This window comes from Erwinia sp. SLM-02, assembly GCF_037450285.1.
Taxonomy (GTDB): Bacteria; Pseudomonadota; Gammaproteobacteria; order Enterobacterales; family Enterobacteriaceae; genus Erwinia.
On the sequence record NZ_JAQISN010000002.1, the window covers coordinates 639155 to 655393 of the forward strand.

Sequence of the window (16239 nt, forward strand, 5' to 3'; positions counted from 1 at the left end):
GGGAGCCTTTTTGCTGTGATTATTATAAAGGAGTAACAAAGCGTGAAAAAAATGACTTAATATTATTTCAACTATGCCAAACAGGAATGATTATGGACGTTCGCGCCCTGCGCTATTTTGTTGAAGTTGTCCGCCAGCAGAGTTTTACCCGGGCGGCCGAACAGCTTTACGTCACGCAGCCGACCATCAGCAAAATGCTCCGCCAGCTGGAGGATGAGCTGGGCTGCACCCTGTTAATGCGCGAAGGCCGCAAGCTGCATCTGACCGATACCGGCCAGGCGGTCTATCAGCGCGGGCTGACCATCCTGCAGGAGTTCAAGCAGCTGGAAGCGGAAATCAGCGATCTTAACGAACTGAAAACCGGCGAGCTGCGGCTGGGTATCCCGCCAATGGTCGGCATGCAGATCGCCGGCTCGATCTCTGCTTTTCGTCAGCGCTATCCCGGCGTGGAGCTGAAAATTTCCGAATTCGGCGGGCTGACCGTTCAGCAGGCGGTGCTGTCAGGCAGCCTGGATATTGCCATGACCGCCCTGCCGGTGGCGGACGATCTGCCGCTCAACTCGCTGCCGCTGATGAGCCATCCGCTGTGCGTGCTGGTACCGCGTACCGAGGCCTGGCTACGGCGCACGCACCTCAAACTCAGCGAACTGGCCGGACAGCCGATTTTAATCTACAACGAAGAGTTTTCCCTTAACCGCCAGTTGATGCGGGCCTTTCAGGCCAGCGGCTTCACGCCGCAGATCGCCGTTCGCAGCGGGCAGTGGGACTTCCTGGCGGCGATGGTACAGGCGGGAATGGGGGTGGCGATCCTGCCGGAACCGATCTGCCAGCGGCTGGATAAAAGCCAGCTGCTGTGGCTGCCGCTGGAGTCGGACCTGGTGTGGAAACTGGGGCTTATCTGGCGGGAAGGCAGCTATCTGTCGCGCAGCGCTCAGGCGTGGATTGCCTGCTGCCGTGAATTCTGGCCGGACAGCACGCCCGGACGGGTGGTTTAACGTCATAAAAAAGGGCGACCCTTTCAGCGGTCGCCCCGTTCAGGCTTACTCTTCTTTTTCGCTCAGCAGCGTTTCCATCAGGTCAAGATCGTGCAGCAGCTTGTGCATCGTTTCGTCACTGATCTGCTGCGTGGCGCGCAGGTGATACAGCTCGCCGCGTTCCGCACGCAGACCGGTCAGGCGGAAGCGGCGCTCCAGATTTTCCGCATACAGCGCGCGCTCCAGATCCTCTTTGCCATCCACCCGGCGGCGCAGATTACCAATCACCCGCGAGCTGACCTCTTTCAGCAGTTCCGGATCGAGCGCTTCTTCGCTGTCGGCCAGCAGGCGTTCTTCCATTTTGTACAGGCTTTCAATCGCCGTGCCGGCCATCACCGCCCGCGCCATCTGCACTTCGCGGCGGTGAACGGTTTTATCGGTGCCTTCAATCCCACGCAGCAGCAGCGGTAAGATCACCACCCCCACCAGCAGGGAGAAGAGGATCACCCCGGTCGCGAGGAACACCAGCTCATAGCGCGCCGGGAAGTCATTGCCGTTGCTTAACAGCAGTGGAATCGACAGTACGCCGGCGAGGGTAATCGCACCGCGCACTCCGGCAAAGGAAGCGATCAGCAGCTCACGCGTGGTGTAGCTGGAAAACTCCATCGGGCGCTTCTTCAGCATATGGCGGCTGATATAGCGCATGCCCCACAGCCAGCCGAAGCGGACGACCATCAGCGCGGCATAAATGGTGACGACGGAGGCAAACAGCGCCCACAGTTCCACGTTCGGATCGGCATCGGCCTGCCTGACGGAAATCTCCAGAATCCCCGGCAGCTGCAGGCCCAGCATCAGGAACACCATGCCGTTGAAGACAAACTCCAGCATCTGCCAGGCACCGTTGGCGCGCAGGCGCATCGCCAGCGGTGCCTGGCGGATGATGCCGGATCGGGAGATGGTCATCCCGGCGGCAACCGAGGCCAGAATGCCGGAAACGCCGATGTGTTCCGCAATCAGGTAAGAGGCAAACGGCAGCAGCAGCAGCAGGACGGTCTGCGTTGCCGGGTCATCGCCGCTCCAGCGGCTGAACAGACGCAGGGATTTGCCGTACAGCCAGCAGATAGCGATACCCGCCAGCAGGCCGCCAATCGCCACCTTGAGAAATTCCAGCGACGCCCCGGAGACGGTAAACACCATAGTGCCCATCGCCACGGCGACGGCAAACTTCAGCGACACCAGGCCCGACGCGTCGTTCATCAGCGCCTCACCCTGCAGGATCGCCATAATCTTTTTCGGGATGCGCCCTTCCCCAACGATGCCGGACAGCGCCACGGCATCGGTCGGCGACAGCACGGCCGCCAGGGCAAAAGCCGGGATCAGCGGGATACCCGGCACCAGCCAGTAAATCAGGTAGCCAATACCCACCACGGTGATCAGCACCAGCACCAGCGCCAGGCCGATGATCTCGCGCCCGTGGTGCAAAAACTCACTGGTGGGGGTTTTCCAGCCGTCGGCAAACAGCAGCGGCGGGATAAACAGCACTAAGAACAGCTCCGGATCGAAATCAACGTGCAGACCAAACGTCGGCCAGGCGAGCAGTGCGCCCACGGCGATTTGAACCAGCGGCAGGGGGATTTGAAATGGGATCATTCGCGCGGCGACGCCCGACAGCGAAACGACCAGCATCAGAATCAGGATGGTAAAGAAGATTTCCATGCTTTCCTTTTATTTATCTTCCAGTGGTGTGCAGGTGAACGCCTGCAAGGCAAGGGCAAAGCCCTATCCGGCAGCGCCGTAAGACACTGGTTATAGTAAAGCAAATAAATAAACTGATGAAAAACAGGATGTGCGTCGAGGGGAAAATTCAGTGACATCTGAAGGTGGGGCCGGCGATCCCGGCCCCGGAACAGGATTAAATCGCCCAGCCGCCCGCGTAGAAGGCCACCAGGATCACCGCGATAACCACGGTGCCAACATTCAGCTTGCGCCATTCACCGGCCACGATGCGGCCAATCACCAGCGAACCGAAACCGATCATAATGCCGGTCACAATGTTACAGGTCAGTACGATAAACACCGCGGCCAGCAGGCCGGACATGGCATCAACGAAGTCATCGAAATCGATTTTCGACACGTTGCTCAGCATCAACAGGCCAACGTACATCAGCGCAGGTGCCGTCGCATAACCCGGTACCAGATACGCCAGCGGCGACAGGAACAGGATCAGCAGGAACAGCACGCCCACCACCACCGCCGTCAGGCCGGTTTTACCGCCCGCCGCCGTACCGGCCGCCGATTCGATATACACCGCCGCAGGCGCAGCGCCCACCAGACCGGAGAAGATGCTGCTCACCGAGTCGCTGGTCAGGGCTTTGCCGCCGTCGATAATCTGATTGTTTTTATCCAGCAGGTTCGCCTGGCCGGCCACGGCGCGAATGGTGCCGGTGGCATCAAACACCGCCGTCATCACCAGCGCCAGCACGCTTGGCAGCACCGCCGGCTGCAACGCACCGAGAATATCCAGGCTGAACACCAGCGAGTTGCCCTGCGCATCGCTCAGGCTCGGCATGGCAAACAGCCCCTGGTATTTCACCGCCGGGTCAAAGATCAGCCCAATCACCGAAATACCGATGATGGTCAGCAGAATGCCACCGGGTACGCGGCGCTTTTCGAGACCAAAAATTACCGCCAGACCCAGCAGCGACATAATCACCGGGAAGGAGACAAAGTTACCCAGCGCCACCGGCAGGCCCGGGGCCGGGTTTTTCACCACCAGGCCCACGCCGTCGGCGGCAATCAGCAGCAGAAACAGGCCGATACCGACGCCGGTACCGTGTGCCACGCCCATCGGTAGATTACGCAGGATCCAGGCGCGGATCCCGGTTGCGGAGATCACGGTAAACAGAATACCCATCAGGAACACCGCACCCAGCGCGACCGGCACGCTGATGTGCTGGCCCAGCACCAGACTGAAGGCGGTGAAGGCCGTCAGGGAGATGGCGCAGCCGATGGCCATTGGCAAATTCGCCCACAGCCCCATCAGCAGTGAACCAAAACCGGCCACCAGACAGGTGGCAACAAACACCGCCGTGGGAGAGAAACCGGCTTTGCCCAGCATGCTCGGCACCACAATCACCGAATAAACCATTGCCAGAAAAGTGGTCACACCGGCCAGAACTTCGGTCCGCACGCTGCTGCCGCGCGCGGATATTTTGAACCAGGTGTCTAACGTACCACCGGCCGGTTTAGAAGGAGTCGACATAGTAATCCCCTGAAATTTCTTATGAGCTATTGCTGCGCGGCACCGGGAAACAAACCTACGTAAACGTTTGCGTCTCCGGTGCAATATTCACGACAAAAGGAAACACGTTGTCTTTTGCGTGTTTAAAACCGCGTAATTTAGATGCTTAATTAAAAGGCAAACGATTATCCAGCGTTTAACGGTCCGTTTTCAACACCTGTTCACGGTTATCTTTATTTATTCCAAAACCCGCAACCCGGTAATTCAATGCGAATCCCGGATTAAGCGAAACTTTATCGGGATATGCTGGACGGCAAAAATAGCGCTTTCTTATGAGCGCCTACCCGCCGCAAACAGACCTTCAGGAGAGGGTGATTTCGCCGCCCTTTTCCAGCGCACGCTGCCAGGCTCCGCGATGCTGAACTTTCTCCAGCCAGTTTTGAATCGCCGGGCTGTCGGCCGCACCTGCGCGGGCGGTCAGCGCCAGCAGCGGGAAGCTCATCTGCACATCGGCAATGCTGAAGCGGCTGCCGGCAAACCAGTCGTGCTGCGCCAGATGCTGTTCGATATACTGCCGGTGGGTGGTCAGCTGCTTGTCCAGGTACGCTTTCTGTATCCCTTTGCCAAACGCGCTGCCAATCGGCCTGAGCAACCAGGGCACCGGCGCCTGCCCCATCCGGCTGAAAATCAGCTTCATCACCAGCAGCGGCATCAGCGACCCTTCGGCGTAGTGCAGCCAGTAGCGGGACTGCAGCAGCTCGTCTTCATCCACCAGCGCCAGGCGGTCTTCGTCATCATAGTGGCCGGCAAGGTATTCAAGGATCGCGCCGGACTCGGCAATCACCCGATTGCCGTCGGTTATCACCGGGGATTTTCCCAACGGATGGATTTTTTTCAGCGCTTCGGGGGCCAGCATGCTGGGTTCACGCTGGTAGCGTTTGATCTGATAAGGCACGTCCAGCTCTTCCAGCAGCCACAGGACGCGCTGCGAACGGGAGTTGTTGAGATGATGTACGGTGATCATGTTCGCTCCGGCAGTCAAAGACTTTCAGTATAGAAGCGGCTCAGCTGCTTTTCACATCCAGCAGGATCGCCCCGGTCCCCTGTTCGCTCAGGCGGTCATTCGGGTTACGCAGCGGGCAGTCTTCCATAGAGAGGCAGCCGCAGCCAATGCAGCCATCCAGATCGTCACGCAAATGGGTCAGCATTTCGATACGGCTGTCCAGCTCGTCGCGCCACTGCTGCGACAGCACCGCCCACTCTCTTGGCGACATCCTTTTCCCCGGCGGAAACTGCATTAAATTATCGCCGATCGTCGCCAGCGGAATACCGATACGCTGGGCAATTTTGATAATTGCCACTCGCCGCAGCACGTCTCGCGTATAGCGGCGCTGATTCCCCGCATTGCGGTGGCTGCTGATTAACCCTTTACTTTCATAGAAATGCAGTGCCGAAACCGCAACGCCGCAGCGCTGCGCCACGTCGCCCGGAGTCAGTTCACGCTTGTTGGGGGAGTTGCCGTTTTTTTTCATTTAGCGCTTTACCTCAAGTTAACTTGAGGAATTATACTCAGCCTCCATTGAAAGGGCGAGATGCATATCATCGTGCCCATCCGTTGCCAGTACGTCAGACGTTATGGCGGCCAGATTTGACGCAGAACCAGGGAGAAAAACGTATGCATGATGACATCATCCGCACCCTTACCGACTGGATCGAAAGCAATCTTGATAAAACGCTGTCGATTGATGAAGTGGCGGCCAAATCGGGCTATTCGAAATGGCACCTGCAGCGTATGTTCCGTACCGTGACCAAGCAAACCCTCGGGGGCTATATTCGCGAACGCCGCCTGACGCTGGCGGCAGAAGAGCTGCGGAAAACCCAGCGCCCGGTGTTTGATATCGCCATGCAGTATGGCTACGACTCGCAGCAGACCTTTTCCCGCGTGTTCCGCCGTCAGTTCTCGCAGACGCCGACGGCCTACCGCCACACTATGCGTCGCCAGGCGCTTCAGCGCGGCAGCTGGAATTTCGACTGCAGCGACTTTGCCATGAACGGCTTCGCGCGCGGCGGCAGTAAAGTCAGCACCGTCTGCAGCTGACCCGCACGGGTCAGCACGGTGCCGCCGCCGTCTCCGGTGGCCCTCCGGGCGTCAGTTCCCAGAACGACGGGGACAGGAACCAGCCGCCGCCCCGCTGTTTAATCTGATACATCGCGCTGTCCGCCTGGGCAAGCAGCACCCCGGTACTTTGATGATGCTTGCCTAAGGCAACGCCGATACTCAGCGTCTGGGGAAGCCGCGTACCGTCTTCCAGCTCTACCGGCTGCCGCATCTCGGCGGTAATATCCCGCGCCACCTGCGCCGCCTGCTCTTCGCGATCGATCGCGGTCAGCAGAATGGCAAACTCGTCACCGCCCAGCCTCGCCACCAGATCGTCTTTGCGCAGCCGCGCCCGCAGCCGCCGGGCGATAACCCTCAATACCCGATCGCCCGCCGCATGACCAAATCGATCGTTCACTTCTTTGAAGCGGTTACCGTCGATAAACAGCACGGCAACGCGCTGGCGCTCGCGGGGATCCAGCCAGCGTTTTTCCAGCTGATGGTTAAACGCCGCGCGGTTGGGCAATCCGGTGAGCGGGTCGTGCAGCGCCTGATGGGCGAGCGTGTCATTTTCCCGCGTCAGGTGCTGATGCCAGCGGTCCAGCTCCGCATTCAGCCGCCGGGTCAGGAAGCTGGCCACCAGCCCGCTCACCAGCAGCGCCACGCTGAGCAGCAGCAGCAGCGGCCATAAATAATCGGGCAGTTGGCCGCCCTGATGGGGGTTATCCAGCGCCATGGCCAGCAGCGAAATCAGACCCGCCAGCAGCGCAACCGCAGCAATAATGAGATGGATGCGGTGAAAAGATTTACGCAGCGTGCGCGACGGTGCGGCGACAGGCGAGCTGCCATCCCGGTCAATGCTCATAGTGAATCCCTCCCTGAAAGCGGCGCTCAGGCCGGCCCCCGTAGCGGTTCTACCTGCGTAATGCGCCCGTCGCCGTCGTGATAAACCCGTAGCCTGTCGCTGCCGCTCAGCAGGCCGACGTCCTGCTGGCTGATGTCAAAGCTGCGCGCCACCTCCACCGGCTCCAGCCCCGGCCTGCGCCGGCGCCGCTCGGTGCGAAAACGCAGCTGGTTATACTTGGCCCAGCCGATCAGCAGCAGGGCATTAAACAGCCCGATGCCGATATACAGCGTCAGCGTGCTCAGCCCGGACACCAGCGGGCGCGGGCCGCTGAACGGCATGGTTTGCAGGACCTTGAGCAGCCCGGTGGTAAACAGCCAGATAAAACCGCCCCAGCCAAACAGCGTCAGCACAAAATCGATTACGCGCGGCACCCAGCCGCGAGGGGTGAAAATTAACGGATTCGCCATAGTGATTATCCTTTTTCGATACCGCGATCGGGGCTTTCCCAGCGGGCGCGCTGCTTTCTGGAACGCAGCATCACTTTGGGGAAGGCCACCAGCGTGGTGAACAGACTCAGCATCCAGTAGACCAGCGGATACCAGATGACCCAGAACAGAGAACCGGCCAGGCGCGGCTCGTAGCGCCGTTCAATCAGCAGACTGACGCTGAACTGCAGCAGACAGGTCACCGCCAGCACCATGCCGGTAAACTGCGGCGGAAACAGGTCGTAAACGCGGATGCTGTCCGGGATCGGCATCACCAGCCCCAGCAGGAACAGAATGACGCTCACCGCATAGGTAAAGGCCCAGATGGTTGACAGGCTGAACTCAAAGAACAGCGTCCACATCCGGCGATATTCCCACGACCAGATATGGCGCAGATTTTTCAGGAACACTTCCGCCCCGCCCTGTGCCCAGCGCAGCCGCTGGCGCCACAGGCCTTTCAGCGTTTCCGGCATCAGGATCCAGCACAGCGCGCGCGGTTCAAAGAACACCGACCAGTGACGCAGCTGCAGTTTCCAGCTGATATCAATATCCTCGGTGATCATGTCCGGGCTCCAGTAGCCGATCTCCGCCAGCGCGCGGCGGCGGAACGCCGCAACCACGCCGGAGACGGTAAACACCTGGCCGTATACCCGCTGCGTGCGTTTGATCAGACCGATAATTGAGGAAAACTCCCCCACCTGGATCCGCCCAATCAGCGTGGAGCGGGTGCGGATGCGCGGATTACCGGTCACCGCCCCCACGCGCGGATTATTCAGCAGCGGCGCCACCAGCCAGGCGGCGGCGTCTCTGTCCAGCAGCGCATCGCCGTCGATGCACACCAGGAAGTCGCTGCGCGCGGCGGCGGCCCCGGTCTGCAGGGCAATCGCCTTGCCCTGGTTAGCCGCCAGATGGATCACCCGCAGCTTAGGATGGCTGGCGGCCATGGCATCCAGCACGGCGGCGGTGTTGTCTTTAGAACCGTCGTTAACGGCGATCACTTCGATATTGCTATAACGCTGCCCCAGCGCGGCCAGCAGCGCCTCCCCGGCGTTGGCCTCTTCGTTGTAGCAGGGAACGATAATCGAAATCAGCGGGTTCCCCTCCAGCTCGGGGGCGGCAACGTCTTTCCCCCATTTCCAGTGGCGTTCGCGGTAAAACCAGAAATAGAGTCCGCCGGTCATCCAGATGCCGGACATAAACAGCGGCCAGAAGAAAACAAAGTTCAGCATCACTTCACCGGTATAAATCACCGTAATACCGAACGGTATGCTCAGCACCAGGCAGAGCATCAGAAAGGCAAGGATACGATCGATCATGGCAGCGGATACCAGGTTGATGAAAAGACGGGACGGATGTCGTTCAGCGCGGGGCTGTCGTTCAGGAAGTCATCCGGGTAATAGCCGAAGCTTTGCGCGCCGCTGGTCTGCAGCTGCTTCATCCAGCTCGTCAACTGGGTGGCAGGAATAGCGCCGTGTTGTTCCGGCTGTCGCCAGTCGCGGGACTGCAGCTCAAAGACGGTCTTCTTCAGCGCGCCCGGTCGGCGACCTACCTCGGTCACCAGCCTGTCCAGCCAGGCGTTGCTTTCCTGCGCGGGCACCTGCTCCATCAGCGGCATCGCCATCGGTGCCACCCAGTCATAGGCCTGCAGGAAGTCGTCGAGGTTTTGCGCAAACCACGCTTCGCTCTGCGGCTCCAGGATCGGCAGGGCAAAGATATTGCGCGCGGTTTTCACCTGCGGTCCGCGAATGGCCCGCACGTCGGCGGTCAGCTGGCGGGTGAAGTCGATCAGCGTGCGGCTCTTGAAGCGCGTCCAGCGCTGGAAGGTTTCAGGATCGCGGCGAATTTCGGCAATCGACGCCGGGAATCCGGCGGCCTGATAGGCACGAAGCGCATCCAGACCGGCGTCCTCATCGTCGGCGAGCACCGCATCATCGTGGTAGATGATGCCGCTGAACACCGCGTGGCTGGCCAGATCCTGATAGATCTCGCGAATGCGGTCGCGGGCGACGCTGCTGTACGGCGACAGCCGCTGATACTGCTGCGGGTCCACCCGGGTCTGCCCGGTTTTCAGATCGATTTTCTCCACGCGCGGCAGGGATTTGTCCAGATCGAAGGCCAGCACCGGCATCCAGGCGTAAACCTCGGCGCGGGTGCGGGTGGCGATCTGCCAGGCGACGCGGTTAAACAGATCCTCGCGCACCGGCAGCCAGCGGTTGGGGAAATAGAGCTCATGCACCTGCCCGTCTCCGTCCGGGTCGGCGAAGGCCTGTAAAAAGACCGTGTTCGCCCCGGAGTCGGCCACGCGCTGGATCAGCTTGTCTAAATTGCGCGCCTGCTGCTTAGGGTCGGCATCGTAGACGTAGTCGAGATCGACATGCATTACCCGCATCGCGCTGGTTTCCTGTGCCTCAACAATCCGCTGGGCAAAGCTTTCCAGGCTGGGGTTATTGGCAATCAGCAGGCGCGGCACGTTGTCCAGCGCATCCACGGAGGCCAGCCCGTCATCCAGCGTCATCGCCATCTGATAGCCGTGCTGGCGCACGATGCTCAGCGCTTCTCCGCCGGCGGCGCCGTAAGGCCAGACCCACACGCGCGGCGCTTTGCCGGTCGCAGCGGTAATACGCTGGGTGATTTTATCCACGTCGGCGTTGACCCGCTGGCGGTACTCGGCCCCGGTTTCGTAACGCTGCTGCTTCGTGTCATAGCGGCGATTCACCGCATACGGCTCGCTGTTGCCCTGCGGGTTGGACACCTCGCCCTCGTGCTGGGCATACGTGTGCGCACCGATTTCAACCAGCCCGGAGCGGGACATTTCGCCAATCTGTTGCCAGGTGGTGAAACGATCGCGCGGCGTCATCAGCCCGCCAAAGTTCACCGGCTGCCCGGCGGGGGTATCAATCCAGCTGCCTACCGGCGCCAGCACCGCGTGCCACTGGTAAGCTTTTAACAGCGGCCAGACCCGGCGATAAAAGCTGCTGTAGCCATCATCGAAGCTGAGCAGCACCGCCTTTTCCGGCAGCGGCTTGCCGCCGGCTCTGGCGGTGAGAATGTCATCCACGGACACCGGGTGATAGCCGTTTTCCCGCAGCCAGGCGAACTGATCGTTCAGCGCGCTGCTGCGCACCGACAGGTAGCGCTGATCGGCGGACTCGTCCTCCACGTCGTGATAGGCGAGAACAATAAAGTGATTTTTCGGCCACGGCTTTTCAGCGGCCGACAGCGGCCGGTCAGCGGGAGAGAGAAAGCGCGGGTGCCCGGCCTGGCTGCAGCCGTTTAACAGCAGTGCGGCAGGCAACAGTAAAAGAAGCATGAACAAACGCATCGTCCGGTCCTCAGAATCGGTAGTTCATATCAAATGAAACAGAAAGGTTTTGCTCGCGGACGCCGTCATACGGGCGTTTATCCCACGTCAGCTTCACGCCGGTATCCAGCACGTCGTTCCAGCGAACCCGCTGGCCGTAGCTGACCGTGGTCACCGCGCCGCTGCCCTGCCCCTGCTGCCAGTACGAACCGGCACCCAGCTCAACCTGCTGGCTCCATTCGGTCTGATAGTGGCGATACATCAGGTGATCGAGGCTCAGCGCGGGCACCACCGCCAGATCCCGCGACGGGCTGTAGTACGGCGTATCCGTTTTGCTGTTGTGGCTGCCGCTGATACCCGGCGTAAAATCGAGGGAGTAGCGCGCCCCGGAGGTCAGCCGCTCCGAGCCGTCAATCGACCACTCCACGCGGTTGTTGCCGTCCGAAAACCAGGAGGGAGCAACGGAAACCTGCCATTCCCGGCGTTCGCTCTGCCGCCAGCGCGCCCACAGGCTGCCGCCGTTAACGGTGATGCCGTTGCGCAGCGCCTGCAGCGGTGCTTCACGCATCAGGCGCTCCGCGCTGCCGCCAATGCGCCAGCTATCGCTGAAGTCGTGCCAGCCCGACAGCCGCGCACCGATTTTCTGCCCGCTGCCGAAGCGCTGGCCGTTCAGTTCGGCTTCCGCCCAGTTATCGCGGGTGCGGTATTCCACACCACCGCGCACGCTGCGGTTAATCCCCCGGCCTTCGCTGAACTCGCTGTCGGCAAACGACAGGCCGGTAAAGATCCGCCAGTTGTCATCGATGGGCGGGCTGTAGAGCAGCGCGTCGAGGGAGAGGTCGTTGTCCCCGCTGACCGGGCTGTCGGAGTTGATGCCGTGTTCACCCTGCACGCGCAGCTCGGCGTAACGATGGACGTTGCGCAGGCGATCGAGGCGCTGCGTGCTGCGGCTTTCCGGCTGGCGCTTTATCACGTCATCCGCCAGCAGGTCGGCCTGCCGCCACTCCTGCAGCTCCAGCGCCGTCAGCCCCTGCTGGGTTTCCAGCCCCAGGCTGCGCGGCTCCATGCTCTCCACGCGCTTCAGCTCGGCTTCCGCGCGGTGCGGCCAGCCGCGAATCAGCCACAGGCTGGCTACGTCTATCTGTAATCCCTGATTGCCCGGCGCGGTTTGCGCCAGATGTTCAGCGCGCTGCTGGGCGGCAGGCAGATCGTCATGCAGCAGGGCAGACTGAACCTGCAGCTGCTGCGCATCCAGCCAGTCATCGTCAGGAACCCGTTCCGGTGAGCCGAAAATATTGAGCAGATAGGGGCTGGAGGCGACGAAACGATCGCTCTGCCGACGGGCGGCATCGGGCTGCTCATCCTCGGCCAGTGCATAGAACAGATCGCTCTGCTCGGTGCGGCTGAGCGGGCTGGTCGACGTTTCGGGCGGCAGCGACTGATAGATGGCCACAGCACGATCCGGCTGGCGCAGCCACAGAAACGCCGCCGCCACCCAGCGGCGGGCATAGGTGGGTATCACCGTCCCCTCTGCCGTCAGGCGCTGATACTCCTCCACCGCGTCCTGCATACGGCTGCGGGCAACCAGCGCACCCAGCCTGTCGATGCGCGCCTGCTGATAATCGGCGTGGGCGTCGGGGTCGTTCTGCCATGCCGCCAGCAGCGGCTGATAGTCAGCCAGCGCACGGTCGGCCACGGCAAAACGCTCCGCTTCCGAACGGCTCGGGGTAAAGGCGACACGCACCTTTTCCGCCGCGGCGTCACGCTGCAGTCGGCGTAGCTGCGCCGCGTCCGGCTCTGCGCGCGTGGCCTGGCGCAGCGCCGGGCCGCTGACCCGGTTCAGGGAGAGCGCGTTAAGGTAGTTTTGCTCAATCTGCCGATCGCCGGCAAAGCGCGACTCCGCCGCGCTGGCGGACTGCAGCGCATCCTCTTTTTTCCCGGCGGCAAACTGAACGTAGGAGAGGTCGAGCCAGCGCCGGGCGGTGGCCGCCGCCGCAACACGCTGCTGCGCCAGCGGCAGCGCCCGCGCACTGTTTCCGGCATCGGCCAGGGTCATCAGATAACCGCTGTGCAGGTCGTCATTGCCCGGCTCGCGGGCCAGCGCCCGCTGCCAGACGGCAAGCGAAGTCTGCCACTGGTGCAGGTTGCGCAGCGATCCGGCCACCGCCTGCAGGCCACGAACCGGCAGCGTAACCTGCCGATCGTAGCGCTGCCAGACGGCCACGACCTGGCGATCCTCCCCGGCCCAGCTGGCAATCTGTAGCCAGTCGGCGATTTCACCCGCGCTCAGCGTTCGTCGTTCGGCTTCACCGTCGAAGAATCGCAGGGCGGGCGCATTGTTTCCCTCGCGAGCGGCCACGATCAGGGCGTCATAATTCTGCGCCGCCGCCAGCGATGGCAGGGTGCTGAATGTGAGTAATAACGCGACCGCTTTTTTCCGCTGGTGTGGGCGGCATTTCAACCTGGAAAAGCAACAAAATAACACGGCAACTCCTTTATTATTTTACTTATCCGTACAGGTGTATTGTTGGGTTTATTATTTATTTGAGTTTTTATAGCGACGAAATCCCCACCCAAAATCAGGTTTCGGGAGAATAGATAGTCGTATCATTTGTTATGAAAATCCTACATAGCATTGAGAGCCTGTACAACTTTTAAGGCTTAAGATTCCTCTTAAACCTTTGTAATACGGACTTATTTGTCGAAATTCAAAAACAATAAGTTATTTATTTTCAATAAATTACCAAACTCACCATACCAGTTGAAATAAGACTCATCCCCGCACTCAGCTCAATTTATAAAAAACGCTGCTGTACAAAAACTGAAAAACAAAATTCCTATCAGACTCATTAATCAATGTCGTAATGCGAATTGAATCGGGGAAATGAAAACAGCAAAACTCCAGTAATAAATGGATCTGATTTACACCGCACGTCCTTAGCCGATCCCCCGCCTTTCTGCAAAGAGAAAAAGCCTTTTTCAACGGCTGAATTTAATCACCGTGATTAATTTCATTCTTTTCAATTGAAAAAAACCCGGCGGCAGCAGAGCGACAGCCCGCTTTCAGCGCGCCAGAAAATTGTCATATCGTGCGTAAATTTCGTTCAACTTTTAAAAACCGATGATATAATGTGACCGTCGTCACACTTCCTTGACCTTTATGTCAGTCCGGAAAGAGCCTACCTGGCAGCTCTTGTTCCGCTTACGGTGATGCCGCTTCCAGTCAGTCAGGACCGATCATCGTGGAGTTAAACATGGGTACGATAACCGCCAGCGTTATGCTGATGAGATGGGAACTGCTGAGCGCAGTCATGATGTTTATCGCCAGCACGTTCAACGTGCAGTGCCGTAAAGCCAGCCGCAACGCTATGGCTTTCGTCTTTACCGGCATCGGTATTGGCATGTCATGCTGGTTCGTTACCGGCCTGCTGGGGATTAGCCTGGGGATGGAAAATTTATACAACTTCTGGCATATCACTAAAGACGTGTTTATCAACGTCATGAGCCAGACGCCGCCGGACTGGCCGATGCCCTGATTTCCCGGCCCGATGAGCCGGACTCATCGGGCCAGTTTGCTTCCCGCCCTGCTTCGTTTCCCCTCCTTATCTGCTTTGTTAAAACAGCGCGAATTATCGCTGGCTTATAAATAATCCTCAGCGCAATAAACCGAATCAGAATTTATTTTTAAATCCACAGGAATTTTCCTAATCGCATATCGTGAAATACTGATATAAAATAGCCGAACTACCTCAGCACGAATTAATTCCAGTTATTATCGCCATATAATAGTTAAGAAAGGTAATAGCATTTATGAGAAAGTCACGATATACGGCAGAACAAATCAGCAGAGCTATTAAAGATTCAGAAGACGGTATTAAAGTTAAACAGATTTGTGAAAACCTCGGTATTTCTGAAGCGACGTTCTACAGTTGGAAAAAGAAATATGCCGGATTAAACTCAGAACAGGGAAGAAAAATCAAAGAATTAGAGGAGTCCCTGCACAGCCTGTCGCGCGAAGTGCAGCTGCTCTCTTCCGATAAAGAACTGCTTCAGAGTATTGTGAAAAACTTCTTCACTACCGGGGATAAACGCAAAGCCGTCACCTTCCTGCAGGATACCCATAAGGTGGGAACCCGCCGCAGCTGCCGCCTGCTGAATATCAGCCGCAGCGTTTATCATTACCCTTGCAATTGTGAGGGCCCGTAACTGACTGACAGTGGAAATTATTTATCACTCTTTAACATTAGCCACCGATCGGGGGAGAGATATACGGTCGGTGCTAATGTTTTCTTTAAAGTTAATGCGGCGTGCTGTCTGGCATGGATTCGTTCAGCGGCACAATTCGCGACTGAGGCTTAATCCTCATCGCGACCACCACCCCGCAGATCAGGCAAAAAATGCCGAAAAACGTCAGCAGCGGCGGCCACGCCTGGCGCAGGGCAAAGGTATAGGCCAGCCCCGCCAGCGTTTCAAACACGATTAACGGCCCCAGCAGCACCGCGGGCAGGCGCTGGCTGGCTTCGTTCCAGCACAGCGTCCCCAGCCACGAACACAGCAGGCCAATGGTCAGCATCAGGGCAATAAATACGCCTGGCCGTGGGCCAAACGGCAGGGTAAACGGCAGGGTAAACGCAGGCTGCGTCAGATGCAGCTGCCCCATCACCAGCAGATAGCCCAGCAGCGCCAGCGGCAACGTGACCAGCCCCTGCGCGGTTGCCCATGTGCCGGGCCTCAGCGTGGGATGCTGCCGCAGCCAGCGCGCGTTGCGCAGCGGATACCACGTCCAGCAGATGACCGCCGCCAGCGCCAGCGCAATGCCGCTGAAATAGCGCCACGGATCGAGCCGCTGCCCGGCCCCGTGAATTTCAGCCACGTTAACGCAGATCAGACCGCATACAATCAGCAGCAAAGCAGGAGCCAGACTACGCCAGCTGAGGCGCCCTTCATCGCCGCCGTAAAACAGGTTGGCACAGACCGCAATCACCACCGGCAGCGTACCGATAATCATCGTGGAAACCGGTGCGCCGGTACGCTGGATGGCCGTGGCAAGAAAGGCGTAGTAAAGCAGATTCCCCACCAGAGTCAGCTTAAACGCTTCCCGCCAGTCATTGCCGGTCAGACCGCGCAGACGCTGGCGATCCTGCCAGGCCAGCGGCAGCGCTATCAGCCCGAAGGCCAGATAGCGGCCCATTGACTGCAGGGTTCCCGGATAATCCGGCACCAGCAGCGGCCCGACAAAGATTAATCCCCACATCAGCCCTGCTCCGAGGGCAAATAAAATTCCCGCTAACAT

The 16239-nt window shown here is 59.3% G+C and carries 14 protein-coding genes; 4 read left to right on the forward strand and 10 right to left on the reverse strand.

Annotation, left to right across the window (positions count from 1 at the left end; translation table 11 throughout):
• Positions 1–92: 92 nt before the first annotated feature.
• Entirely contained in the window at positions 93–995 is a 903-nt protein-coding gene (locus PGH32_RS16120; RefSeq protein WP_314417467.1) for a LysR family transcriptional regulator, read from the forward strand.
• Positions 996–1040: 45 nt separating this feature from the next.
• On the opposite strand, the gene PGH32_RS16125 is transcribed toward PGH32_RS16120, so the two are convergent.
• The 4 genes from PGH32_RS16125 to soxR form a co-directional block, all read right to left on the reverse strand.
• Positions 1041–2690, reverse strand: a complete 1650-nt coding sequence (locus PGH32_RS16125; protein ID WP_314417466.1) for a Na+/H+ antiporter — start codon at positions 2688–2690, stop codon at positions 1041–1043.
• Positions 2691–2886: 196 nt separating this feature from the next.
• The gene (locus PGH32_RS16130; protein WP_337894549.1) at positions 2887–4236 is read right to left on the reverse strand and encodes an NCS2 family permease; all 1350 of its coding nucleotides are present in this window, start codon (positions 4234–4236) and stop codon (positions 2887–2889) included.
• Positions 4237–4576: 340 nt separating this feature from the next.
• Positions 4577–5239 (reverse strand): glutathione S-transferase family protein, encoded by a 663-nt coding sequence (locus PGH32_RS16135; protein WP_337894550.1) that lies wholly within the window; start codon positions 5237–5239, stop codon positions 4577–4579.
• Positions 5240–5279: 40 nt separating this feature from the next.
• A complete protein-coding gene (gene soxR / locus PGH32_RS16140; RefSeq protein ID WP_314417461.1) occupies positions 5280–5747 on the reverse strand; it encodes a redox-sensitive transcriptional activator SoxR in 468 nt (155 codons plus the stop codon).
• Positions 5748–5890: 143 nt separating this feature from the next.
• On the opposite strand from soxR, the gene soxS reads away from it, so the two are divergent.
• Positions 5891–6313, forward strand: a complete 423-nt coding sequence (gene soxS / locus PGH32_RS16145) for a superoxide response transcriptional regulator SoxS (protein ID WP_314417459.1) — start codon at positions 5891–5893, stop codon at positions 6311–6313.
• A 10-nt stretch (positions 6314–6323) separates the two neighbouring features.
• On the opposite strand, the gene PGH32_RS16150 is transcribed toward soxS, so the two are convergent.
• Genes PGH32_RS16150 through pgaA form a run of 5 tightly spaced genes read right to left on the reverse strand, consistent with a single transcriptional unit; the run spans position 6324 to position 13431 of the window.
• Positions 6324–7178, reverse strand: a complete 855-nt coding sequence (locus tag PGH32_RS16150; protein ID WP_337894551.1) for a diguanylate cyclase — start codon at positions 7176–7178, stop codon at positions 6324–6326.
• 26 nt (positions 7179–7204) lie between these two features.
• Positions 7205–7627 carry a poly-beta-1,6-N-acetyl-D-glucosamine biosynthesis protein PgaD gene (gene pgaD, locus PGH32_RS16155; RefSeq protein ID WP_337894552.1) on the reverse strand — a complete coding sequence of 141 codons (423 nt, stop codon included), beginning with the start codon at positions 7625–7627 and terminating at the stop codon, positions 7205–7207.
• A 5-nt stretch (positions 7628–7632) separates the two neighbouring features.
• On the reverse strand, positions 7633–8961 hold the full coding sequence (pgaC, locus tag PGH32_RS16160; RefSeq protein ID WP_337894553.1) for a poly-beta-1,6-N-acetyl-D-glucosamine synthase: 1329 nt from the start codon (positions 8959–8961) through the stop codon (positions 7633–7635).
• On the reverse strand, positions 8958–10967 hold the full coding sequence (gene pgaB, locus PGH32_RS16165; RefSeq protein ID WP_443112793.1) for a poly-beta-1,6-N-acetyl-D-glucosamine N-deacetylase PgaB: 2010 nt from the start codon (positions 10965–10967) through the stop codon (positions 8958–8960). The genes pgaC and pgaB overlap by 4 nt, the downstream gene beginning before the upstream one ends.
• A 10-nt stretch (positions 10968–10977) precedes the next feature.
• The gene (pgaA, locus tag PGH32_RS16170; protein WP_337894554.1) at positions 10978–13431 is read right to left on the reverse strand and encodes a poly-beta-1,6 N-acetyl-D-glucosamine export porin PgaA; all 2454 of its coding nucleotides are present in this window, start codon (positions 13429–13431) and stop codon (positions 10978–10980) included.
• Between the two features lie 769 nt (positions 13432–14200).
• Here pgaA and PGH32_RS16175 point away from each other — a divergent pair.
• Together PGH32_RS16175 and PGH32_RS16180 are read left to right on the forward strand one after the other, a co-directional pair.
• The gene (locus PGH32_RS16175) at positions 14201–14482 is read left to right on the forward strand and encodes a YjcB family protein (RefSeq protein WP_314417451.1); all 282 of its coding nucleotides are present in this window, start codon (positions 14201–14203) and stop codon (positions 14480–14482) included.
• Between the two features lie 274 nt (positions 14483–14756).
• Positions 14757–15152, forward strand: coding sequence for a transposase (locus tag PGH32_RS16180; RefSeq protein WP_337894555.1), 396 nt, complete (start codon positions 14757–14759; stop codon positions 15150–15152).
• Between the two features lie 91 nt (positions 15153–15243).
• Here the strand turns inward: PGH32_RS16180 and PGH32_RS16185 are convergent, their stop codons facing one another.
• The gene (locus PGH32_RS16185; protein WP_337894556.1) at positions 15244–16239 is read right to left on the reverse strand and encodes a DMT family transporter; all 996 of its coding nucleotides are present in this window, start codon (positions 16237–16239) and stop codon (positions 15244–15246) included.